The organism is Pedobacter sp. SYP-B3415 (assembly GCF_004138205.1).
GTDB lineage: Bacteria > Bacteroidota > Bacteroidia > Sphingobacteriales > Sphingobacteriaceae > Pedobacter.
Map to the genome: position 1 here is coordinate 233,976 of NZ_RXNQ01000034.1, position 25,973 is coordinate 259,948.

At 45.5% G+C, this 25,973-nt stretch carries 14 protein-coding genes and 1 tRNA gene; 12 read left to right on the forward strand and 3 right to left on the reverse strand.

What is annotated here, in order from left to right:
• Positions 1-30: 30 nt before the first annotated feature.
• Positions 31-1,332: a UDP-N-acetylmuramoyl-tripeptide--D-alanyl-D-alanine ligase gene (gene murF, locus EJV45_RS15955; RefSeq protein WP_129717173.1), complete on the reverse strand. Its 1,302-nt coding sequence runs from the start codon at positions 1,330-1,332 to the stop codon at positions 31-33.
• Positions 1,333-1,468: 136 nt separating this feature from the next.
• Between murF and EJV45_RS15960 the strand changes: the two genes are divergently transcribed.
• From EJV45_RS15960 to EJV45_RS16005, 10 genes are all read left to right on the forward strand, one after another.
• Positions 1,469-3,934 carry a M14 metallopeptidase family protein gene (locus EJV45_RS15960; protein ID WP_129717175.1) on the forward strand — a complete coding sequence of 822 codons (2,466 nt, stop codon included), beginning with the start codon at positions 1,469-1,471 and terminating at the stop codon, positions 3,932-3,934.
• Positions 3,935-4,560: 626 nt separating this feature from the next.
• Positions 4,561-7,623 (forward strand): SusC/RagA family TonB-linked outer membrane protein, encoded by a 3,063-nt coding sequence (locus EJV45_RS15965; RefSeq protein WP_129717177.1) that lies wholly within the window; start codon positions 4,561-4,563, stop codon positions 7,621-7,623.
• A gap of 14 nt (positions 7,624-7,637) precedes the next feature.
• A complete protein-coding gene (locus EJV45_RS15970; protein ID WP_129717179.1) occupies positions 7,638-9,143 on the forward strand; it encodes a SusD/RagB family nutrient-binding outer membrane lipoprotein in 1,506 nt (501 codons plus the stop codon).
• A 946-nt stretch (positions 9,144-10,089) separates the two neighbouring features.
• Complete coding sequence (locus EJV45_RS15975) at positions 10,090-13,194, forward strand: SusC/RagA family TonB-linked outer membrane protein (protein ID WP_129717182.1); 3,105 nt, start codon at positions 10,090-10,092, stop codon at positions 13,192-13,194.
• 11 nt (positions 13,195-13,205) lie between these two features.
• Positions 13,206-14,957: a SusD/RagB family nutrient-binding outer membrane lipoprotein gene (locus EJV45_RS15980; RefSeq protein ID WP_165305074.1), complete on the forward strand. Its 1,752-nt coding sequence runs from the start codon at positions 13,206-13,208 to the stop codon at positions 14,955-14,957.
• A gap of 10 nt (positions 14,958-14,967) precedes the next feature.
• The gene (locus tag EJV45_RS15985) at positions 14,968-15,909 is read left to right on the forward strand and encodes a BT_3987 domain-containing protein (RefSeq protein WP_165305075.1); all 942 of its coding nucleotides are present in this window, start codon (positions 14,968-14,970) and stop codon (positions 15,907-15,909) included.
• 169 nt (positions 15,910-16,078) lie between these two features.
• Positions 16,079-16,675: a hypothetical protein gene (locus EJV45_RS15990; RefSeq protein WP_129717188.1), complete on the forward strand. Its 597-nt coding sequence runs from the start codon at positions 16,079-16,081 to the stop codon at positions 16,673-16,675.
• A gap of 181 nt (positions 16,676-16,856) precedes the next feature.
• Positions 16,857-19,910, forward strand: a complete 3,054-nt coding sequence (locus tag EJV45_RS15995; RefSeq protein ID WP_129717190.1) for a TonB-dependent receptor — start codon at positions 16,857-16,859, stop codon at positions 19,908-19,910.
• A 13-nt stretch (positions 19,911-19,923) separates the two neighbouring features.
• On the forward strand, positions 19,924-21,312 hold the full coding sequence (locus EJV45_RS16000; RefSeq protein WP_129717192.1) for a RagB/SusD family nutrient uptake outer membrane protein: 1,389 nt from the start codon (positions 19,924-19,926) through the stop codon (positions 21,310-21,312).
• 60 nt (positions 21,313-21,372) lie between these two features.
• Positions 21,373-22,044, forward strand: a complete 672-nt coding sequence (locus EJV45_RS16005; protein ID WP_129717194.1) for a hypothetical protein — start codon at positions 21,373-21,375, stop codon at positions 22,042-22,044.
• Between the two features lie 91 nt (positions 22,045-22,135).
• On the opposite strand, the gene EJV45_RS16010 is transcribed toward EJV45_RS16005, so the two are convergent.
• Entirely contained in the window at positions 22,136-22,543 is a 408-nt protein-coding gene (locus EJV45_RS16010) for a DoxX family protein (protein ID WP_129717196.1), read from the reverse strand.
• Between the two features lie 3 nt (positions 22,544-22,546).
• The gene (locus EJV45_RS16015) at positions 22,547-23,446 is read right to left on the reverse strand and encodes an LD-carboxypeptidase (protein ID WP_129717198.1); all 900 of its coding nucleotides are present in this window, start codon (positions 23,444-23,446) and stop codon (positions 22,547-22,549) included.
• 99 nt (positions 23,447-23,545) lie between these two features.
• On the opposite strand from EJV45_RS16015, the gene metG reads away from it, so the two are divergent.
• Both metG and EJV45_RS16025 read left to right on the forward strand, forming a co-directional pair.
• On the forward strand, positions 23,546-25,648 hold the full coding sequence (gene metG / locus EJV45_RS16020) for a methionine--tRNA ligase (RefSeq protein ID WP_129717200.1): 2,103 nt from the start codon (positions 23,546-23,548) through the stop codon (positions 25,646-25,648).
• 196 nt (positions 25,649-25,844) lie between these two features.
• A tRNA-Arg gene (locus EJV45_RS16025) sits at positions 25,845-25,919 on the forward strand.
• Positions 25,920-25,973: the final 54 nt, after the last annotated feature.

Consider the following 25,973-nt stretch of genomic DNA (forward strand, 5'->3'; position numbering starts at 1 on the left):
TCGTGCCGGGGCAGGTTTAACGTGCTCAAGTTACAATTTTGGCAGCAGCTGTTCAAGTTTCATCCCCCTCGAGCCTTTTAAAAGAATCAGGCTGCCTGTCACTTCCTCGCTTTCCAGGTAACTCGCGGCCTGTGCAGGGGCATCGAAGTAGATACCATCTACTTCATTCTTAAATGCACCGAACGCCGGGCCTATCAGGACGAGACGGTTAAAACCAGCATCTGCTGCGAGCCGGGCAATTTCCAGATGTTTTTCAGCTGAGCTTTCCCCCAGTTCAAACATGTCGCCCAGGATGGCCGTTTTATGCGGAGCCGACAGCGAGGAAAGATTTGTTATAGCTGCCCGCATACTGCTTGGGTTAGCGTTATAGAAATCACAAATCACTGTGTTTCGTTCGGTTTTTTCGATTTGCGAACGGTTGTTTTTAGGAAGATAACCTTGCAGTCCCTGGTTTATGGCATCGGCCGGCAGGCCAAAATAGTGCCCGATACAAATGGCTGCAAGGATATTTTCAAAATTATAAGCGCCCGTAAGCTGAGTTTGTACTTCGTAGGATGCCGTTCCGTCTGTCCACCGGAGTTTGAGATAAGGATCTGCTGCAATCAGCACTCCCTTGACTGAATTTGTATCGGCCTCCCCATAGAAAACTGTTTGAGTAAGTCCGGACCTGGACGCCATTTCCATGAGATCGGCGTTGTCCCGGTTAATAAAGGCGGTACCGTTAAGGGCTGCCAGGTAATCATACAGTTCGGCCTTACCTTTTTTTACGCCTTCAAACCCGCCAAAACCTTCAAGATGTGCCATTCCGACATTTGTGATCAGGCCAAGGTCGGGGCTGGCAATTTCACATAAACCGGCGATTTCCCGCTGGTGGTTAGCTCCCATTTCTACGATTGCGATCTGCGTGCCGGCCGGAACAGAAAGGATGGTAAGCGGCACGCCGATGTGGTTATTGAGATTGCCTTCAGTAGCAAATACCTGATGTTTTTCTGCCAGCACCGCCCGGATAAGTTCTTTCGTAGTCGTTTTTCCATTGCTGCCCGTAAGACCTATTATAGGGATGTCGAGCTGCCGCCTGTGAAATGCCGCCAGCTCCTGCAATGCTTTCAGGCTGTCTTCAACGAAGATTAATCCGGGGTGTTGAGGCAGACCGGGCCGGTCGACAACTACAAATGAAGCCCCTTGTTCCAGGGCCTGCAGCGCGAAGTCGTTTGCGTCAAAATTATCACCCCGAAGCGCGAAAAAAAGGCTTCCGGTACTGATCTTCCGGGTATCGGTTGATATCTTCGGATATTGCAGGAAACGATTATAAAGCGCTTGAATGTCTGTCATGGTTATCTGTTATGCTGTAAAATTACAACGAAGCTAACGAAACCGAAAGCACAAAAGGCAGCACAGGGATTTTTTGATGGGGAGGCCTGCTCCCGTTATACAAAATCTTGATATCTTGTGACCCTCAACAACCTTCATGAAAAAGCTATTTTTATTGCTTGTGCTTTTGCCGGCCCTTGCCGTTGCCCAGCTGCCGGATCCTGATACTTTTCTCGGTTACGAACTGGGCAGCCGGTTCACGTCGCATGGTAAGGTTACCGCGTATTTCAAGGCTGTCGCCGCTGTTACGCCACGCGTAAAACTGGTTCATTATGGCAAAAGTAATGAGGGCCGGGAACTGATGGTGGCTTTTATATCTTCAGAAGAAAACATAAAAAACCTGGAAACGATCAGGGAAAATAACCTGGCTATGACCGGGTTGACATTAAAAAAAGAGCAATTAGGCACACCGCCGGTCATTCTATGGATGAGCTATAACGTTCATGGAAATGAGGCCAACTCGACAGAGACGGCGATGAAGGTACTTTACGAATTAACTTCTGGCGGCGGTAGCACAAAAGATTGGCTCAGCAACACCATTGTCGTTATCGATCCCTGTTTAAATCCTGATGGCCGCGAGCGGTATGTATCCTGGTTCAACAGCGTGGTTGGAGACAAACCAAATCCCGACCCGGCAGCAAGAGAACACGCAGAGCCATGGCCGGGCGGCAGAACAAATCACTATTATTTTGACCTGAACAGGGACTGGGCCTGGCAGACACAGCAGGAAACGAAGGCCAGGATAGCTTTGTACAACCGCTGGATGCCGCAGGTGCATGTTGATTTTCATGAACAGAGTTACAATGAACCTTATTACTTTGCACCTGCCGCTGAGCCGGTACACCGCGATATTACGCCCTGGCAGCGGAGTTTCCAGGTGGTAGCCGGTAAGAACAATGCAAAGTACTTCGATGCAAACGGCTGGCAGTACTTTACAAAAGAACGTTTTGACCTGCTCTATCCTTCTTATGGTGATACTTATCCGCTCTATAACGGAGCAATTGGGATGACCTATGAACAGGGCGGTATCGGCGCCGGGCTTAGTGTTGTAACGGTTGATGGTGATACATTAACCCTCAAAGACAGAATTTCTCATCATTTTACAACCAGCATCGCAACATTGGAGACGGTTTCATCGCATGCCTCCCGTCTGATCAGCGAGTTCAGGAAGTATTTTGCAGAGGCAACAGACCGCAAGACAGAATACCGGGCATATGTGATCAAAAACGATGATCCCGCAAGAATCGCTGCGTTGGCTGCATTGCTTGACCGTAACCAGATCAGTTATGGCTATGGCGGTTCGGGGACGGTTACGGGTCTGAATTATGAAAGTCTGAAGAATGAGCGTGTACGTATTGAACGAAATGACATGATTATAAGTGCCAGGCAGCCAAAGTCAGTGCTGGTGGGTGTTCTTTTTGAACCGGAAACCTACGTGACTGATTCTAATACATATGACATTACGGCCTGGGCATTACCTTACGCTTTTGGTTTAAAGGCGTACGCCAGCAGGGAAGCTGTAAGTCCGGCGTTTTCGTTGGCAGAAGCGCCTGTAAAACCAGCCAGGGCGTTAGACCCTAAGGCCTATGCCTGGGTTCTCGACTTCAGGGGGCACGAGGACATCCGCCTGGTAAACGATCTGCAGCGTCAAGGCATTAAATTCCGTATTGCGGATGATGATTTTGCGATCGGGGAACAAGCTTTTAGCAGGGGAAGCCTGCTTGTATACAGAAACGAGAACGAACGCAGCGTGCCGAAGCTGGCGGCAGCACTCGAAGCAACTGCTGCGGCCTCCAAGCATAATTTTATAAATGTGGCATCAGGTTTTGCAGCCAAAGGGCGCGACCTCGGCTCTTCGCCTTACCGGATCATGCGCATGCCAAAAATTGGCATCGTTTCTGGCCCGGAAACTTCTGCTCAGGGACTTGGAGAGCTCTGGCACTTTACAGAACAGGAATTGGGATTAATGCCCACGCTCGTTAATAGCACTTCGCTTGCCGGGAACCTCGACCTGCAGAAATTTAATACACTGGTCATACCAGACGGAAGTTACAAAACTCTGCCCGCTGAAGCACTCGCCTCATGGGTTTCGAACGGCGGACGCCTGATCCTGATCGGCGGCGCCAACCAGGCGGTTACAGGCAAAAAGCCATTCGAACTGAAACTCAAAACAGATCCGGAAGAGAAAAAGCCGGGCAATTTGAAAAAGTACAGCGAGAAAGACAATTTTGCGGCGTCTATTCCCGGAGCAATCTACAGTCTGAACCTGGATAAAACGCATCCCCTTTCGTTTGGCATGGTCGATGGACTCTATTATACGATTAAGACAGACGATACCATCTTTGAGTTTATGAAAGAGGGCTACAATGTCGGGGTACTTGCACAGAATAATTTTCGTTCGGGAATGGCCGGATCGAAAGTCCGTTCAAGGCTTAAAGACGGTTCGCTGCTGAGCGTTCAGCCGGTGGGCAAAGGTCAGGTAATTTACCTGGCAGACGATCCGATTTTCAGGTCGTTCTGGCATAATGGTAAACGATTGATGGTGAATGCGCTGTTTTTTTAGCGGGATGACATCAAAGCTGTAGCAACATGATGTGATCCGATCTTCACGAACTATATAAACTCAACCCATTGCTCCATACCGATGTTGGGGATGTATCGTAACTTTTTTGAAATTTACTATAGTGAACTTTGAAACAGATAGGATAATAGCTACTTTTATACCTCAGTTTCCGCTCTCAACCATCAGATTGTCGCTCACAATCTAAGTTCGCTCCAATTTATCATTACTAACCTAGATTATTAGAATGAATGAACATGTGTTGTGTTTACATGGTCTGATTCTGGCTGTTTTAGCTGCCTTTCAGCCTTTGTATTCAGTGAGCGGGAGATTATCGGGAGGGACGGACCATCAAAACGGTCACAAGCGGGCTGCCTGCCTGCAGAACTATTAATCCACCATATTTTTTTCAAACTGTATCCAGATAAAGGCAGTCTATGTTTACGTCTTCTAATCAAATTCTAATAATTTCGATATTGTAGTAAATATTGTGTTTCAAAGTATTGACAATTTCAAAATAGCTGCGATATATTAACTCGTTATAAGTGCTGTTAATATCTGATCAGATTTAAACTTGCCATCTGCATTCTCGCTCATCATTTTTTAATAATTATTAACCTTGGTTTTCTATGAAAAAACTTTTACAAAGTTTGTTCGTGCTTTTGTTTCTGGGCTCAGCGGCGTTGGCACAAGAACGGACAATCACTGGAACGGTAGTTTCCAGTGAAGACAATTTGCCGGTTCCTGGCGTTACTGTACGTCTGAAGGACTCAAAAACGGGAACTTCCACTGGGGCTTCCGGTACTTTTTCCCTGCGTGTCCCGGCTGGTTCGGTCACACTTGAATTTACTTCTATAGGCTTTATAACTCAAACAGTTACTACTGCTGACAATTCTGTTTCTGTTTCCCTCAAACTAGATGCCCAGACATTAAGTGATGTGGTTGTTACCACCGCGCTCGGTATCAAAAGGTCCGCAGCCTCGACAAGTTATTCAAACCAGACCGTTGATAACAAGACACTTACAGAAGGTAAAGTTGTGAACTTGGCCACAGGTCTGCAGTCTAAAGTGGCCGGCTTGCAAATCAACCTCGTTAACAATGGTGTAAATCCATCAACCAGGGTCATATTACGTGGTAACCGGTCAATCACTGGCAACAACCAGGCGTTGATTGTTGTTGACGGCGTTCCGGTGCCTAATAGTGTTCTTTCTTCGCTTAACCCGAATGATGTTGCCGAAGTAAACGTGCTTAAAGGCGCAAATGCGGCATCGCTGTATGGTTCTGAAGGTGTTAACGGTGTATTGATTATTACAACCAAAAAGGGAAGTAAGGGCAGAACCTCAGTCAATTTCAGCAGCACAACATCTCTTGAGAGCGTGGCTTATATGCCAAAAATGCAAGACCAGTTTGGTGCTGGATACGATCTTGATACGTATGTGCCGTATGAAAACACTTCGTGGGGACCGGCTTTCGACGGTTCGCTGAAAGTTGTTGGTCCTACCCTGGAAAACGGTGATGAATGGATATTACCATACTCGGCCATCCCGAATGAAAAAAGAAATTTCTGGGATACAGGTACAACGTTTCAGAATGACCTCTCTTTTTCGGGTGGTGACGATAAATCATCCTTTTACTTCTCACTTCAGGATGTAAAAATCAAAGGAATTACCCCTAAAGATGAGAACCGCAGAACAAGTGTACGCTTCAATGCCGATCGTAAGTTTGGCAAACTTACCACTGCTATCAATATGAATTATACGGTCGCAAATCCTCAAATGACCTCGTCGAGTGTTTATAACAATCTGTTAAACATCCCGCAAAATATTCCGATTACGCAGCTTCAGGATTGGAGGAACAACCAGTTCGCAGCCCCTAATGGCTACTTTTCCGGTTATTTTGTGAACCCATATTGGGAAATTGACAACAATCGTCGGAATACACGGGATGAAACTGTGAACGGAAATGTTGAATTGAGGTATGATTTCGCACCGTGGTTGAACGCAACCTATCGCCTGGGTGCATTTAATAACAATAGTAATTATAAGCAGTATTACGCCAAGGTTTCCTACACAGACGCATACGACCGGCCGTCTGCAAATCCAGGAAGTGTTACCGATCGTTCTGATAATTATCGGAGACTCAATTCTGATCTGATTCTGCAGGGTAACAAAACGTTTGGGGACTTCAAACTTGATCTGTTGGTGGGTAACAATGTTCGTTCAGAGTATACTAAATTCGTCTCGCAAACTGCGAATGCACTGGTTGTTCCTGAGCTCTATAACATATCTAACCGGGTAGGTGAAGCAACCGTCGCGTCAGATTTTATTGAAAAACGACAAGTTGCTTTGTTTGGCGAATTCAATGCGAATTACAAAGACTTCCTATACCTTACATTAACGGGCAGACAAGAGTGGGTTTCTGTGCTCAGTAAACAGAATAGAAGCTATTTCTACCCTGCAGCCGGTTTATCATTTGTTTTTACCAAAGGTATCCCCGCTCTGCAAAACAATAATCTTCTTTCATTCGGTAAGATCTTTGTCTCAGCAAATGAAACAGCGAACGTAAACCTTTCTCCATATGCACTGCAGACACCGTTCAATGTAGGCGGCGGATTTCCTTATGGTAATCTTCCGGGTTACACTGTTGGTGACCGGTTTGCTAATCCGAATCTGCAACCTGAGTTTGTCAGGGCCATTGAGGCGGGCTTGCAGCTGGGCTTTTTTAAAGACCGCTTGAATCTGGAAGCAGTTTATGGTATCTCTGAATCAGAAGGTCAGATCCTGCCTATCTCTACCTCTTACGCAACAGGGTACAGTTCAGCATATGTGAACGCCGGTTTGGTAAGAAACAAGAGTTTGGAGTTAAGTCTAAGAGCAACGCCTGTTCGGTCTTCAGCTGTTGAATGGACTGTTGGTCTGAATTTTACTCATCTTGATAACGAGGTTGTCGACTTGTATCAGGGCCTGACGGAGATTCCTTTAGGTGGATATGCGAACTCGGCATACATCTATGCTGTAAAAGGTCAGCCTTATCCGGTGCTAAAGACCACGGCCTATCAGCGTGATCCGGCCGGACGGATTATTGTTAATGGAACAACCGGATATCCGGTCAGAGCGACTGGGCTGCTCGAGCAAGGGCAAACAAATGCTCCCACCAATCTTGGCTTTAATACCAGTGTAAGCTGGAAGGGCTTCACGCTGGCAGGTCAGCTGGACTACAGAACCGGAAACGTGTTCTATAATATTCTTGGGAATACAAACGATTTTACGGGCTTGTCTTTCACGAGTGCGCAATATGGTCGTCAGCCATTCGTAGTTCCAAACTCGGTGATCGAAACTTCACCAGGCGTTTTTGAACCGAACACCAGCGTGAAAACGCGTGACGGGGGATTTGATTACTGGTATGGGCAGTACAACAATATTCAGGAAAACTATGTTACTGATGCAAGTTTCCTGAAACTGCGTGAGCTTTCCCTAACGTATCAGCTTCCTGCCAAATGGCTTGCAGGGCAAAAGGTAGTAAAACGGGCCAGCCTTGGCGTAGTAGGCAGAAACCTGCTTACATGGTTGCCGAAGGAAAACATCTTTACCGACCCTGAATTTAACTTTACTGATGGAAACGCGGTTGGTATCTCCGACTATATCGCCCCGCCGACACGTATCTACGGCTTCAATTTAAATGTAACGTTCTAATAAACAAGAAAAGAATGAAAAAATTATCCAGATATATGGTAGGGGCACTCATTGGTGCCGTTACACTTACAGGTTGCGAAAAAAACTTCCTGGATGTAAATAACAATCCGAACCAAACGATCTCAGCCACACCGCAGCTTGTGCTCTCGGGCGCGCTGAACAGGACGACCAGCAATCTGACTTTGAATTTCAATCAACTTGGAAATCTTTGGGCAGGCTATTGGGCGCCACCAACAGATTTTCTTTACTATGTGAATGAGAAACAATATAATGTTACTTCGTCATTCAATGTAGGAAGTTGGGAAACCACATACGATATTTTGAATGATTACCAGGAACTCGAGCGGGTCTCTGCAGAAGCGAACCTGCCGGTTTACGTCGGTATAGCTAAGATAATGAAAGCCCATGGTTTTCAGCATCTGGTAGACGCATATAATAATGTTCCGTTTTCAGAAGCGTTACAGGCTACGGCGGTGATTCGTCCGAAGTACGAGGCCGGACAAACTGTTTATGAAGGTAGTCTCGCACTGATTGACGCGGGCATGGAAGCGATTAAATCAGCGGGGGCGTCAGGTGTCAAACCAGGTTCAGATGATATATTTTTCGGCGGAAACACGACAAAATGGTTGAAATTCGCAAATACACTGAAACTGCGTATGCTGATCAGGCAATCCGAGATTCCCGGCAGGCAAGCGTATATTACCGCAGAGATGGCGAAGATCGCTGCAGAAGGTTCCGGATTTATAGGTGCAGGTGAGTCTGTTCTCTCAAACCCCGGTTATATAAATTCCTCGGGTAAGCTAAATCCGTTTTGGGAACGCTATTATGCAAATGCAGCAGGCTCGCTTACTGACTATTACCGGGCAACCAGACCAACCGTCTTTGTAATTAATAAGTATCAAACCAATGCAGACCCGCGCCTGACACGTATGTACAGTCCAGTGGCCGGAGCCTATAAAGGTGTTGAGCTTGGCAGGAATAGCGGCGATGCGGATGCTATTAACTACAAAGCCAACGTGACCTCTCCACTGCTCCCGGGAGGAGGCGTACTTAAGTCCGGGACTCAGCCAACTGTTATCCTGTCATCATCTGAAAGCCTGTTTCTTCAGGCGGAAGCTGTTCAGCGCGGATGGCTTACTGGCGATGCGCAAGCCCTTTATAACTCGGGTGTTGCTGAATCCTTTGTGTTTTTAGGTGTACCGAACGCGAGTGCAGCGGCCGCGACATATGTGGCGCAGCCGAACCAGAACGTAAACTTTGCAGTTTCAGCTAATAAGATCGAGGCGATCGTGTTTCAGAAATGGCTCTCGTTGAACAGCATCAGCGGGTGGGAGGCTTGGAATGATTTCCGCCGTACAGGGTATCCTGCAGATAACCCTTTGTCTGTCGACGCAATTACGCCTCAACACCCTGTCAGATTGTTTTACCCCAATTCAGAGTTAGGTACAAACGGCGAAGAGGTTGCTAAACAAGGAGCCTTGAATCCTTTTGAGTCACGCGTATTTTGGGATGTGAACTAACGTTAATTTAACAGATTGGATAGCGAAGCGCGGTACGACAGCACTGGCTCCGCATTTCTTGAAGCTCTGTGGCGATCGCTACAGAGCTTTTCTTTTAAAGGCTATCTGGCTTGTATGCTTTTTTGAAAAAAAGGCAGTTATATATTAGCCTGACGGGCGGGGACAATGGCGCTGCGGTGCCGGCTCCGCTGATCCGCCATAGAGTGAAAACTCGAACCCATCACTTCTGCATTTTCATAAAAAGATCTTGTGCATTTTTTAGCAAGCGCTCCCTGTCCACCGAAGAACATTCATCCGGGTGTCCATTCTTATAATTTAAAAAAAGGTGATTTTCGCTTATATTTTATGTATGCGATTCGTGAAAAACAGCAACTATATTAAAAAATATTAAGCAAACTTGCTTGTATTTCGATTGTCTTTTAAGTTTAATGCGGAAATATGTGTACAAATCCGTCATTCGCTCATTATTAAAAGCCAGATATGTAATGTTATTAATATTTTTAGTGCCTTGATTGATGTTTTTTGGAAAATTCTGTCTGAAATACAATGTAAAAGGTCTATTATTTTGCGATATGATCGATTATTTAAGGTATGGCTAAGCATTTACATGAAACCTTTCCATACTAAGCTTATTTCATAGGTGTTGTTGAACGATTTGAACGACTAAAACATTAGTTGTCTGGAATTCGACAATGTTTTTTACTAGTGAGGGTAATTTTAGTGTTTCTAATAGGGTAAACGAGCTGTCTTATTTTTCTAATGTATTTCTAATTTGTATCTATTGTCAAGGTTTTTTCGTGTTGGTGTTTATCAATGTTAACCTTTAGCATTGATTTTAGTTTGTTATGTTAAATTATGATAAAAATTATTTAACTATTGTTATTGGTTATTTCATATCATATTTTAGGCCAATCATTAATCATTAACTAACCTAAATTTCTAATTCATGAAAAAACTTCTACAAAGTTTGTTCATCTTGCTGTGTATTGCCGTTTCGGCTGTAGCACAGGAAAGAACCGTCAGCGGTACTGTTACCGCGCAGGAAGACGGCCTGCCGATTCCCGGCGTGACGGTGCGTGTAAAGGAAGCCCAGGGAGTTGGAACACAAACCAACGCCAATGGTAAATTTACGTTACGTGTTCCGGCAGAAGCCCGTACGATTGTTGTATCGTATCTGGGTTACGTATCACAGGAAGTTGCAGTCAGAGCTGGCAACATCAATGTTGTCCTTGTACCGGACAGCCGCTCTCTAAGTGAAGTTGTTGTTACGGCGGGTGGTCTTCAGGCCACGAAGGCCCAGTTGGGTACAGCAACTACTACCGTACGTGCAGAGCAATTGACGCAAGCCAAACAAACAAACGTTGCTTCAGCCCTTTCGGGCAAAGTTGCCGGGTTGCAGCTCAATGCTGTCAGTACCGGTGTCAACCCAAACTATCGCCTGGTTCTTCGCGGTAACCGTTCCCTTCTTGGAAACAATGAGGCCTTGGTTGTAGTTGATAACATCATTTCTCCGCGGTCAATCCTTGGTAACCTTAATCCGGATGACATTGAAGATATTCAGGTACTGAATGGCGGCGGTGCAGCAGCACTTTACGGTTCGGAAGCATCAAACGGCGCGTTGATCATTACAACCAAAAAAGGCAAAAATGGAGTAACGTCTTATAAGATTGGTCAGACAACCAATGCAGAGTGGATCAGCTTTTATCCAGGTCTCCAAACCAGCTTCGGTTCAGGTGCCGATTCAGATCTCCAAATCTACACACCTCATGAAAACCAACAGTACGGACCTGCTTTCGACGGCACTTTGAGACCGATTGGAGACAGGCTTGAAGACGGCAGCATGCAATCTGTAGTATACTCACCGAATAATTCAAAAAAAGAATTTTGGGATACAGGTCTGACAAATACGACCGACTTTTCGATGACAACTGGTGATGAAAAATCAAAATACTATGTTTCCGGCCAGTATGTCGACGTTAGCGGTACAACGCCGAAGGACCGCTGGAACCGCTTCTCGACCCGTATTAACGGAAACAGAGACTTCGGAAAGGGGGTTAGTCTTGATTTTACAGCAAACTACATTCAAAACCGTTTCGATGTAACAACAGCAACTTCAAGCATGTATGATCAGATTCTCCAAACGCCGGCGCAGATTCCATTGACAGCATATGAGGACTGGAGAAACGACAAGTTTGCCAATCCGAACGGCTATTACAATGCCTACTATGCAAACCCTTATTTTACATTAGAAAATAGCCGTCAAAAAGTTCGTAATGACTATTTGGCTGGTAATGTTGATCTGAACTACAAACCGTTGGATTGGTTAAGTTTCGTTTATCGCGTGAATATAACTACGCAAAACTCTTCAAACAAAAACTGGACAGATAGGTTCGTGCTTTCAGCCTATACGAAAAGTCTTGGTCTGTCGGCATTGAAAAACAACGATATACCGGGTAATGTGTCAGACGGACAATCATTCACATCGCAATTGCTGACTGAGTTTCAGGCAAAGGTGAATAAAAATCTGACTGATGATGTGCGTCTTAACTTTACCTTAGGCGGCAGTATCAGAAACAATACCGCTAAAAACATTGGCGTAGCGGCTACTGGTCTGACATTTCAGGGTCTGTTCAACATTGATCACCGTACCGCCGCAAACATTACAGGCTCTGAGAGTAACACAACAGCCCGTCAGCAAGGTCTATACGGCGATTTACGTTTAAGCTACAGAAACTTTCTGTACCTGCATGCAACCGCGCGTAATGACTGGTGGTCAACCCTGCCGATGGCTAACCGCTCTATCTTCTATCCTGCAGTAGATGCATCATTCGTATTAACGAACGCAATCCCTGCGCTGAAAGACAGTAAAACCCTAAACTCCTTAAAAGTTCGCGCAGGCTACAATGAGGTTGGTAACGTTAACTTGTCACCGTATGCCTTGTACACGACATTTAACCAGGCAGCAGGTTATCCTTATAATAACATTCCAGGCTATGCTATTAGCTCAAGGGTTGTTAATCCCAATCTGAAAGCTGAACGCACCCGTGGTGTTGAAGGTGGTTTTGATGCCGAACTTTTCGATAGCCGGATTTCATTAAGCGTTACCGCTTATCATACGAGCACAACAGATCAGATTGTTCCTGTGTCAATTAGTTCTGCGTCAGGCTTTTCAAGTTACCTGACCAATACCGGGGAAGTGACCAACTTTGGTTTGGAGAACACATTGAATGTTACTGCCTATCGCACTAACGACTGGCAGATCGATGTTGGCGGTAACTATGCATACTATGACAACAAGGTAGCATCTATCAGCGATGCAGTTACAAGGCTGAACCTGTCTACAGGCGGCAACGTGCAAACTGTTGCTGAGAGCGGTCAGGCATACCCAATGTTAAGAGGCATCGATTACAACCGTGATCCTCAGGGACGTGTTATTGTTGATCCGAGAACCGGTTATCCCTCTGCAACAGAAACGGGCGTAATTCTGGGCAACTCAAGTCCCAAACACATTCTCGGCGTTAATTTTACCGTTAGATATAAATCTTTAAGACTAGCAGCTGTTGGTGAGTACCGCGGTGGGTATATCGCTTATGCTGACGCAGGAAGCTTTGACTTCTCAGGTTCTGGCCTCCGTACCGTGGCTTACAATCGTGAACGCTTTGTATTCCCGAATTCATCTTATCTCGATCCTGCTACCGGTCAATACGTTGCAAACAACAATATTACTGTACGTGATGGCGGTGCAGGCTTCTGGCCATCGGGTGCGTACAATACAGGTATAGCAAGCAACTACACGTTCAACGGGGCGTACTGGAAAATCCGCGAGGTAAGTTTGTCTTACGACATCCCTAAGCGCTGGCTGGGCAATAACAAGGTTGTAAAGGGCGTTGTTGTTGCTGCTCAAGGGCGTAACCTGTTCCTGTTTACACCAAAGGAAAACATCTTTACAGATCCTGACTATATGCTCGGTAACAATGCTATCGGTATCAGTACGTTGAGCTATACGCCACCAACTCGTTTCGTAGGCGGATCTGTTACTGTAACATTCTAATGAAACATCAAATGAGAAAATTATTTAATATACTTATTATCGGGGCAGTACTCGTGTCAGGATCGTCATGTAAAAAATACCTCGACGTGAACGATAACCCGAATAATCCTACTACCCAGGATTCAGTAGGCGCAGCTCTTGTTCTTCCGCAGGCTATAGCAACCACAGCTTCCAGTCTGAATAATTATGACAACATGGGGGCATGGACTGCTGGTTATAAAGCAAACGCCGGCGGTTACGGCGGTTGGGGAACCGTGTGGACTTATGATCTGACTACAGGCGATTATGCAGCTATATGGACAAGCACTTACGAAAGCATCAATCAACTTGATTATGTGATCCGCACTGCTTCACCAACCGGAACGCAACGCTATCATCATGCAATGGCGAAAATTTTGCGCAGTTATTTGTATCAAAAGCTTGTAGATCAATATGGTGATGTACCATATACTGAAGTTGGAAAAGGTTTGAATAACCTGGCACCGAAGTATGATAAATATTCGACAGTTTATCAGGGTGTATTTTCAGATCTGACTGCTGCAATTGCTATCATGAACACTCAGGTAGATGCCTCGACTGTAGCTGTTACCAGTGGTCAGGATCCGCTGTTCGGCGGCGGTGCCGGAAATGCAACAGCGGCTACGCACGCCACCAATACGACAAGATGGAAACAGTTTGCCAATACGCTGCGTTTGAAGCTGCTTATCCGGGCAAGACTTGTACCAGATCTGGCCGCATGGGTAAACACTTCTAAAGCCGCGCTCCCTACCGCGGCTACTGATTATCTGACAGACGATGCAATTGTACAGCCTGGATATTCTTCATCTAATGCGAATCAGTTTAACCCGCGTTGGTCTACCTATGCGTGGAACAATGCCGGAACCTCATTGACAAGTGGATTGTCTAACGTTCCTACTCCATGGATTCTGTCATTTTATAACGGTACAAAACTGAACGACCCTGCACGCGGCGAGATGATTTATGCGTCGTGGGGAGCTAACGTTTCACAAAACATCAACGGAAACACCTTTACTTTCTCAGGCCCGGCAACAAACCAACTCGGCTATGACACCGAGCCGGTAAAAAGGGGCGTAGCAGGTTCATACTGGTACAGTGGAAAGCCGCGGTCTGCACGCCCTACCGGAACTACTGCAAATGCCGCTACAGATGTTGCCGGTGTGCTGAAGGCCGCAACCATGGGTACACCTCTACTGCTTGCTGCAGAAGCCTATTTTTTAAGGGCAGAGGCGGCACTGGCTTCAGTGAATATCCTCGCCGGAAATTCACAGACATTGTTCGAGTCCGGAATTCAGGCATCGTACAATTACCTTGGGAAAAATGCCGCTGGCAATTATATATGGCCTACGGCGGCTGCAACATTGGCTGCCAATTACCGGACTGCAAATGTTAACAACTACCTTGTAGATTGGGCTAAAACCGGCGCTCCTGAGGCTACAGACAGAAATAAGGACGTAGAATCGAGGAGACTCGAAGCGATCATTACGCAGAAATACATTGCTGTGAACATGATCCACAGCGACGAAGGTTATAATGAATACCGCCGCACGGGCTTCCCTTATATTGTGCAGGGATCAACGGGTGCTACGGAAACATTTGCATCGTTGAAATCAGCTAAAACGACACCAGATAAGTTACCAACTAGGATTCTTTACCCGGCGGTTGAATTCCAGGTGAACACAGAGAATGTTCCAAAAGGAGTTACTACAACTACAAAGATTTTCTATGCTAAACCTACCCCTTAAATCGACAAAAATGAAGATATTTAAATTACTTATTCCTGCAGTATTGGTGACGGTAAGTCTGTCATCCTGCCTCAAGAATAAATTCGATCAAATGAATCCTGATGGTAGTCCGAGCGTTATTGAGTTCGCAAATCCGTCAGCGCCATCATCTGAAACACCCGGCGGTTCGGCATTTACAGTGTTTCCTGTTTCTTATCTTTCAGCTACTTCAACAGAAGCCAGTTACAAGATCCAGCTGAGCGGCCCTGAACCGGCTGCCCAGGATATTATTGTAAATGTAGGTGTGCGCAGTGATGCAGTAACGAAGCTTAATGATGAAAAGAAAATCATTTCTTCTTACGTTCCTTATGTTGAACTTCCGAGTTCATTGTACACCATCACCACGCCAACCGTTACAATACCGGCGGGTCAGCGAAGCGCAAGTGTAAAAGTCGCTTTCAAAACTTCAAGCTTCGATTTTAGTAAAAAGTATGCACTGCCTATTGCCATCACCTCTACGAGCTTCGGTTCACCAAGCGGCAATTTTGGGACAATCCTTTTAAATGTAACTGCAAAAAATGAGTGGGATGGGATTTATTCGGTATCCTCAGGAGTAGTTACCCGGTACACCGCTCCTGGTGTTCCTGCCGGCGATGCATTAAGCGGAAATCTTGCGGGAAACCCGGATATCACAGCTACATCTATCAATGGCACCACAGTTGAGCTGACAAACCTTCGTTGGGCAGGCGGCAGTTCTGCAGTATCAGGAATTGAAAATCTCCGTGCAACGATTAATCCGGCTACGAACCAGGTTACGATGACATCGGGCGTTAACCCGACGCTCCGTAACATTCCTGGAAAGGACAATAAATATGATCCGGCAACAAAGACGTTCACGCTGAATTTCGATTGGAACCAGACCAGTACGCCCAGGGAGATGACACTCGTAATTAAATACAAGGGTTCAAGATAAACGAACGCTAATCCGGAGGGGCTTAGAGATAATCCCCTCCATTTTTCTGACATTTTTAAGTCGATACAGCATGCAACGATTCTGTCTATTCTTATGCCTGTTCTTAGTTACACTGTCCTCAAGCGGGCAGATCATGAAGGAACACAAGATGAATTTGCCAGACGGGTCAGTGATCAATTATCTGACAGTAAAAGATCAGCTCAGCGGATTATATACCATTCGAAAAGATGGTGCCGAACTGGCACGGGGTAATTATCTTAACGGAAAACGGGTAGGTAACTGGTATTTCTTCAGCTATAACAAGGAGCTTGCACTGCGTTACAACTATGATTCAGGAAAGATTCTGTTTGCTGATGAAAAATTGTTGGCCGCAGCAGCAGTTAAGGTTTATACAGATACAGAGTCGGTTAGAGACAGAGCTAGTGTTCCGGTTCCTGTTTTTTCTATTCAACAGTACTATTATCTCGCCACTGCTGCCGCCACGGCAGAGGTTCCCGAGAAAGATCTCAAATATCTTGATAAGGAGAATGTGGTTATTGTAGCGCATATTTCAAGCACTGCAGAAGTGACATATGAAGTACGGTATATCTTAAAAGGAGGAAAGCAACAAACAAGAACATTCCAACTGGATAAAGGGGCTTTCAAGATTGATTGGATACCGTCTACCGCCGATGGCAAAACCTATGATTCCGACTTTTTTTTCCTAACAAGGCTGTCTGCAACCCAAGGCAATCAGGAAGGCCACAAACGATTTAGCTGGTATTAATTAACGAAATAACCAAACATTAAACAGAAATAAGAAAATCAAAATTGTTGTATTAAAAATGTAATTTTAATGTCATAAATAGTGATGTTCGCATAGTTTTTATGTAATGGCTATGTTACTGAACATTGGGAAAGTTATATTAGCCCTCGATTTATTTGTTAACTAACCCAAATTATTATTTATGAAAAAACTTTTACAAAGTTTGTTTTTGCTGATAATTGTGGCCACAAGCACATTTGCTCAGCAACGAACTATCAGAGGTACCGTCACGTCAGACGATGATGGCCTGCCGATGCCGGGTGTATCTGTTCGGATCAGAGGTGGCGCTGGCGGCACACAAACAAGTTCAGACGGTAAATATTCTCTTCAAATTGGTGCCCGTGTAACCGAGCTCGAATTCTCGTATGTAGGTTATGCTACCAAAGTTGTTCCAGTAACAGGTACAACTCTTGACGTCGTGCTTTCAGCTGATTCAAGGTCGCTGACTGACGTAGTGATTACCGGTTATGGTTCTACCACCAAAGCAAGAGCAACCGGCTCTACCGCTACCGTAGGCGCTAAAGACCTGGAACAAACACCTTTTACGTCTGTTGATAAGGCGCTTCAGGGCCGCGTTGCTGGTCTTCAGTCTGTTGGAGCCTCAGGACAGCCAGGTGCAATGCAGTCAATCAGAATTCGCGGTCTGGGCTCGATCTCAGGATCATCTGATCCCTTATATGTAGTTGATGGTATTCCGATCAATTCAGGAGATCTTTCTGTGAACACCACAACGGCAAACGCCCTCGCAGGTATCAACCCGAACGACATTGAAAACATGACAGTTCTGAAAGATGCTGCTTCAACGGCTATTTACGGCTCACGCGGTGCAAATGGTGTTGTTTTGATCACTACCAAGAGTGGAAAAGCAGGCAAAACGAAAATCCGTGTGGATTTAGAAAACGGTTTCGTAAAACCCGGAACTTTTAATGACCGTACTCGGCCTTTGACTACTGAAGAAAACATCGAACTGATTGGCGAATCTTTACTCAATAACCCGGCTTATGTAAGTCAATATGGATTAACGCCAGCCAACATCCGCGAATTCGTTATTTCTCCAAATGGCTTTGGTTTAAATAAGGATGTAAATACCGACTGGTATAACGAAGTTGTACGTACAGGAAAACAACAAAGTTATAACGTGTCTGCAGACGGAGGTAACGAAAGAACACAATTTCATGTTGGTTTGGGCTATTTTACGCAGGATGCAACTACGCTCCGTTCGAAATTTGACCGTTACTCAGGCAATGTAAACCTGAAGCATAACCTGAATGACAAATTGTCTTTCAGTGCGAACTTATTGCTTTCCACAGCTAAGACCAAAGCGCTTCTGAACGGTGGTGCATTCGGTAATCCTGTATTGGGATCCTTATTCATTATGCCTGACGTTCCTTCAAGAAATCCTGACGGTACTCCATACATTTCAGGTGTTCTTGCTCCAGGTGGATCTTTATTCAATCCGCTAGCAATTCTTGATCTTGATAACGGAACCAATAACACTCAGAAGGCCATCACAACACTTTCTGGCGAATATAAAATCCTGCCTAACTTGAAAATCTCTACTAAATATGGTATTGATTACAATAACTTAGAGGAGGATTACTACAACAACCCCAGCTACGGTGACGGAAGAAACGTTTTTGGACGTTCTTACCGCAATTATAACCGTTACTTCAACTGGGTATGGACAAGTCTTGTTGACTATCATGCTGACCTTGATGCAAACAAGGACTGGACGGCTAACATCAAGGCTGGCTACGAGGCGCAAAAATCACAACAATACTCTTCTGCTGCAACGTCTTATAACCTTCCCTTGAATCCGAACTATCAGGTTCCAAGTGTTGGAGCTACGCCAATTACAGCTGGGGGAAGCAATTCTGCTTATACCTTTGCATCATTGCTTTCATTGGGTGATATCTCATATAAAAATAAATACGTCGTATCGGGAAGTTTCCGTCGTGACGGTTCCTCACGTTTTGGTATCGACAATGTTTATGGCAATTTCTGGTCTGTTGGCGGAACCTGGAATGTTGATCAGGAAGAATTCCTAAGAGGATCGAACTGGATCAGCCAGTTGAAACTTCGCTCTTCTTACGGTACAACAGGTAATGCAGGCACTGCGCTTAATGCCTGGAGAACACTTTATGGCCTAACCCGTACCGGTTCAAACTTCGTATATGCAGGTGCAATCGGAAGTGGACCTACGCAGTATGGCGTACCTTCTCTGACCTGGGAAAAAACTAAATCATTCGATGTTGGAATTGACATTGGTATCCTAAAAAACAGAGTAACCGCAAACGTAGACTGGTATAACCGTCAGTCAACAAGTTTGTTGCTTCCTGTTAACCTTTCATATACAACCGGTTTCGCAAGTTATACTGATAACTTCGGTGGTATGAGAAACCGTGGTATTGAGGTTACTGTTAACGCTACCCCAGTTAAATCAGCCAGCTTTGAGTGGGCGGTGAATTTCAATATCGCGTTGAACAAAAATGAAGTGACATCACTTGTTACGGACAAACAAATATCGAGTCCTTTCATCCGCCAGGTTGGCCAAAACTATCAGGCATATTACCTGCCACAGTATGCTGGCGTAAATCCGGCTAATGGATTGCCAAGGTGGTACACTGATGATACGAGAACAAATACCACCGAAACATACAGCCAGGCGCAACGTGTTCTGCTGGGCAAAGCTGCAGCACCTAAAGGCTTTGGTAGTTTTGGTACGACATTGACCTACAAAGGTATCAGCCTGGATGGTTTGTTCTACTTTAGCTACGGCAGCTATCTTTACAATGGTTTCTATCAGTACCAAAACAGCGGCGGCGCTTACCTCGGATCCTTCAACCAGTCCGCTACCGAGCTTGAACGCTGGCAAAAACCAGGAGACGAAACTTCAGTACCTAAACTGGTATATGCCAACGGTACAAACTCGTTCGCTGCATCTGACCGTCTATTGTACGATGCAAGCTTTATCCGATTGAGAGATGTTACTTTGAGTTATACACTCCCAGCATCTTGGGTTAGCAAAGCAAGTTTGACAAACGTTCGTGTATATGCAAGAGGTTCAAACCTGATCACCTTCCAGAGAGACAAGAAACTACCTTTCGACCCTGAGTCTGGCGGCGTAGGTGGTACCAACAACTTCGAGCTGTTTATTCCTAAGACCGTTACTTTCGGTGTGAATGTTGGATTTTAATTAGAAAAGGAAAATGAAATTTAGATATATTGTATATACTGGCATGTTGATGAGCACATTGGTGGCATCATCCTGTAAAAAAAGTTTTTTTGACGAACCGCCGGTTACATCAATTGATGCTCGCGATGCTTTAAATACTGAAGCCGACGTACTGACTGCCCTGAATGGCTCATACGCCGGACTTAGAAGCAGCACGCTTTATGGCCGCGCAATACCTTTGTTGGGCGATCTTATGGCAGACAATGTGCTTGTATCTACCCGTAACTCGGGCCGTTACACTGCTCAAAATAACTATAACTATGTAATCAACAACGCAGATGTCCTTGGCATCTGGCAAAACGCGTATGCAGTCATTCTTCGTGTAAATAACATTATTGCGTCTACACCTACAGGGAATGCTGTAAATATTAACCAATACAAAGGCGAGGCCTATGCACTCCGCGCTCTTTGTTACTTTGAGTTAGTGAAGTTCTTTGCAAGACCATATACCGATAACCCTGGTGGTCCTGGCGTTCCGTTGGTTCTCAAATTCGATATCAACGCAAAACCTCCAAGAGCAACCGTTCAACAGGTTTACGATCAGATTTTGTCAGACCTTAACCAGGCGTTTACCCTGATGACACTCACACCTGCGGCTTCACGGATTGGTAAATACACCGCTCTGGGGCTGTCGGCAAAGGTTAACCTATACAAAGGTACCGCGGAGAGCAATCAGCTGGCCTTTGACCAGGCGCGTACTGTTATCACAAGTTCAGGAAAAGCGCTGCTCACAGCGGGCAACTTCAGCAACTATTGGACAGCGGTAACTCCGCAGACATATGAGACGCTGTTCGAGGTTCAGTCAGATCAGATTGATAATGCAGGATTTGATGAGCTGCCATATTTCTATAGCCAGTCTGGCTACGGTGATGGTCTGGCAACTAAAGGCTTGTATGATTTATACTCGGCTACAGATCTTCGTAAAGGTCTGATCACGGTTGGCTCAAGAGCCCGTGCTGAAAATCCGGCGTATATCATCAACAAGATTTCAAACACCCAGTCATATGGTGGAAAAAAAGTGTTGCGCATTTCTGAAATGTATTTGATCGCAGCTGAAGCAGCGTACAATCTTTCGAGGCCTGCGGATGCGGTTACTAACCTGACAACTCTTCTTGCTCAACGTGACCCAGCAGCAACGGTTACCGAAACCGGTGCAGCTCTATTCGAACGGATCATTACCGAGCGCAGGAAAGAATTGGCATTTGAAGGCGACAGATACCCAACCCTCAACCGCTTGAAACGCGATATCACAGGCAGAAGCGGAAGCGTTCCGACTGTAGCATATACAAACTACAGAAGGGTATTTCCAATTCCACAAGCAGAACAGGATAGAAACCCAATGACACAAAATCAAGGCTGGTAAAAACCTAAATAACTATAACCCTTCGAAATTACTCGAAGGGTTATTTAATTTATAGACAACATGAAAAAGACTATCATTTTAGGTGTGTTGGCCCTGGGACTGTCAACCGGACTCCGAGCTCAAAACTATATCGAGGACCGGGCTGGCAGGCCGATAAAATCATCGGCTAACGTAGATATTACCGGGGACCCGATGTTGTTTCCAGATTGGGTACAAGGGACCGTCGAACTCGCGGGTAACAAAAGTTACAAGGATGTCTATCTGAATATGAATCTGATTGATCAGGAAATCGTGTTCAAAGGAAAAAGTGGTGAAAAGCTGGCTTTTACCGAGGATGTCACTTCGGTTGTATTCAACGATACTGAGAGCGCAAGAAAACGTCTTATCAAAAAGGGATATCCTGCAGCTAATGGTATAACGCCAAGCGATTTTCTAGAGGTTCTGGCAGACGGGTCCCTAACTTTGCTGAAAAAAAACAGTAAAATTATCTGGCAGGAAAAAGTCTATAATTCTGCTACCACTAAACAGACGGTTATTCCAAAAAATGTATATTATCTTTTTGATAAAACAGCTAATAAGATATCTGTGCTCAAGCCAAGCAAATCAGCAATTGTTGCTCAGCTCTCAAAGCACAAGTCTGAAATTGATGCTTATCTGAAAACAAACAAGATAGATTTCGCGAACGATCAGGATTTGACGAAGCTGTTCATCTATTACAATTCTTTGTCTTAGTATTTATAGGTCAAATACACAGGTTGGTAGAAGATCTGTGCGGCCTACTACTTACAAAAATGCAAAAAGTAAAAGGGGCAATTTGCCCCTTTTACTTTTTATCCACACTATATTTCCCCGGCCCGATAAAGATCAGACCGAAAAAAACAATCGCGCTTTCAATAGCATGAGAAGCTCCCGAAATGCCGTCGCCTTTGCTCAGGTGCATGGCTGCTGCGATGATCATGGTAAAGGTAAGTGCCATTGCTGCCGGACGAAAGAACAAACCGATCAGCAACAGGAAACCGCCAATGCCTTCGGCAATGGCTGCCAGTAAGCCCCAGAATACAGGAGCGAAATCAATACCAACCACTTTCATCGCGCCACCTACCTGTGTCCAGGTTTCGGGACCGCCCATGAGTTTTGGTAATCCGTGCACCATAAACATGATGCCGATTCCAATCCGCAACAACAGCAAGCCGGTGTTGCGGTGTTTTCCTAAAGAATCAAAAACTGCCATATCTTAAATTAATGTTAAGGTGATTTTGTTTTCGCCTACGTTCAAAGATACTTCTTTACCTGTAAATAATGCGCGGTTGTCGGCAATGTGCCCGCATGGAAACTGAAAGCACACCGGGTAGGCGTATTTTGACACGATATCATGAATGATCGTCTCTGCATCCTGACCAAAGGGAATGGCCTCCGGTTCGATCTCGTTAAAGGTGCCAACGATCAGACCTGCCAATTTCTTCAGTTTACCTGCGCGATCCAGCATACGCATCATCCGGTCAATCGAGTATTCGCGCTCGCCGACATCCTCAATAAAAAGGATCTTTCCTGCAAAATCCATCTCAGATTCAGACCCCATCATCATCACAAGAAGAGTCAGGTTTCCGCCAATAAGAATCCCGCTGGCGTTGCCGCTTCTCCCCTTTCTTTCAGGGCTATATGAATACTGCAGTGCATCGCCAAAGAGTGCCTTACGCAGACTTTCAAGAGCCTCAGGTGTAGAGTCTTCGAATGTATAGGGCATCTGTGCATGCAGTCCTGCGACATCATATTTGGCCTCGATATGCGAAAGAAATACAGTGATATCGCTAAAACCTACGAGCCATTTCGGATGCGCAGCAAATCCGGTAAAATCAATTTCATCGATGATCCGGATGCTTCCATAACCCCCCCGGCCGGCAATGATTGCTTTTATTTCAGGGTCGTCCAGGAATTTCTGCATCTCATCCCGGCGTTCGCCATCTGTACCGGCGAACTGATTGAATGAGCTGCTCAACGTCTTGCCTCGAACTACCTCCAGGCCCCATGATTCGAGGACCGATATAGCTGGTTCAATATCTTTCGGCAACTTTTTAGCCGGACAGGTAATTGCAATTTTATCTCCCCTTTTCAGGAAGGGCGGTAGTTGAGGCATGAAACGCGTGCTTGCCTGCCGGCCCGATGCTCGGATTAAGGCTTCACCGCATCAGGATCACAGGTGTAATTGTTATCTTTGACAAAATAAATAATAGTTTTGGATAAGCACAACATTAAACGATATACAGTTACCGCGGCGCTGCCGTATACAAATGGTCCCGTACACATCGGCCATCTGGCCGGGGTTTATCTTCCTGCAGATACCTACGTCCGTTTTCTTCGTTCAAATGGCCGTGATGTTAAATTTATCTGTGGTTCTGATGAGAATGGCGTCCCGATTACCCTGAAAGCAAAAAAGGAGGGTACTACGCCACAGGAAATTGTTGACCGTTATCATAAGATCATAGGTGATTCATTCAAGGAATTCGGCGTTTCGTTTGATATCTATCACCGCACATCTTCACTAACCCATCATCAGACTGCCGAAGGCTTTTTTGAAACCCTGTATGATAAAGGCGTATTTACTGAGGAGATTACCGAACAGTATTTTGACGAAACGGCCGGGCAGTTTCTGGCAGACCGTTATATCACGGGTACTTGTCCGAAATGCGGAAATGAAAACGCCTATGGAGACCAGTGCGAGAGCTGCGGTTCAAGCTTAAACGCGACAGATCTGATTAATCCGAAATCTACTTTATCCGGCAGTGCCCCGGTGCTTCGTGAAACCAAAAACTGGTTCCTTCCGCTGGATAAATACGAGTCCCAGCTGCGTGCCTACATTGAACAGCATAAAGAATGGAAGCCTAATGTTTACGGACAGTGCCTGTCATGGCTTAACGCTGGTTTGCAGCCCCGTGCTATGACGCGCGATCTCGACTGGGGTGTAAAGGTTCCCGTAAAAGATGCCGCCGGAAAAGTTCTGTACGTATGGTTTGATGCGCCGATCGGTTACATCTCGGCTACGAAAGAACTGTTCAATTATGCAAATCTGGATGTCTGGAATCCTAAAGCAGAAGAATATTACATTAACCAGAACGGTATTGCAAAGGGCAGTTGGGAGGATTACTGGAAAGATTCTGAAACCAAACTGGTCCATTTTATCGGGAAAGACAACATCGTTTTTCACTGTATCATCTTCCCTGCCATGCTGATGGCGCATGGTGAATACACCCTCGCCGATAATGTACCTGCGAATGAGTTTTTGAATCTTGAAGGACAGAAAATATCGACATCAAAAAACTGGGCGGTCTGGCTGAACGAGTACCTGACAGATTTTGAAGGCAAACAGGATGTACTGCGTTATGTGCTGACCGCTACCGCACCCGAGACCAAGGATAATGACTTCACATGGAAGGATTTCCAGGCCAGAAATAACAATGAACTGGTGGCTATTCTCGGCAATTTTGTAAATCGGGTCGTGGTCCTCACACATAAATACTTTGATGGAAAAGTGGCAGCATTGGCAGAGCTTACACAGGAAGATCAGGGCGTCATTGACGAGTTGAAAGCCTACCCTGACCGGGTTGCGGCATCGCTTGAAAATTACCGTTTTCGTGAGGCCCTGGCGGAGGTCATGAACCTGGCCCGCCTTGGCAATAAATACCTGGCCGACACCGAGCCATGGAAACTGATCAAAACGGACGAAAACCGGGTGCGTACCATCCTGAATCTGAGCATTCAGATTGTAGCCAATCTGGAGATCCTCATTGAGCCTTTCCTGCCCTTTACTGCAGAGAGGATCATGCGCATGTTAAACTATGGCGGTTACCTTTGGACTGATGCAGGCTCTTATAACCTGCTCGAACCAGGTCATCAGATTCATGCAGCCGAACTGCTATTCGAGAAAATCGAAGATGCCGCAGTAGAGGCGCAGGTACAAAAACTGAACAACAGCCGCACAGCCAATACACCAGCAGTGGTAGAGCCGGCAAAAGAAGACATCACTTTTGATCAGTTTGCGGCGCTCGATATCCGGGTTGCAACCATCATCGAAGCGGAAAAGGTGCAGAAGACTAAAAAACTGCTGAAATTGAAACTCGATACGGGAATAGATCAGCGGACGGTTGTTTCAGGCATTGCAGAGCATTATGATCCGGCCGAGATTGTGGGGAAACAGGTAAGCGTGATCGTTAACCTCGCTCCGCGCGAAATTAAAGGCATCCAGTCGCAGGGCATGATCCTGATGGCTGAAGATGCCCAGGGCAAGCTGACATTTGTGTCTGCTGCCGACCAGATGCCCGCCGGAAGCACCATACGATAGCGATAGCGAGCGATACAGCCTGGCAGTCTTGCCTGCCAGGTCATGACTACCATTGTAGCGGCTGTCAAAACAAACTGCATAACAGTTGATTTTGTCTGTTTAAATTATCATTTTTGCGGTAGGATTGACATTTTGTTATTACACATCGTCATTCTTACAAAACAGGGAGTCTGCATTTTGCAGTCGAACCTGAATTGGCCCTGTAGTTCAACGGATAGAATAGAAGTTTCCTAAACTTTAGATATGAGTTCGATTCTCGTCGGGGCTACCAAAGCGCACAACATCCTGTGCGCTTTTTTATTATACTGTACACCGCGCGGCACAA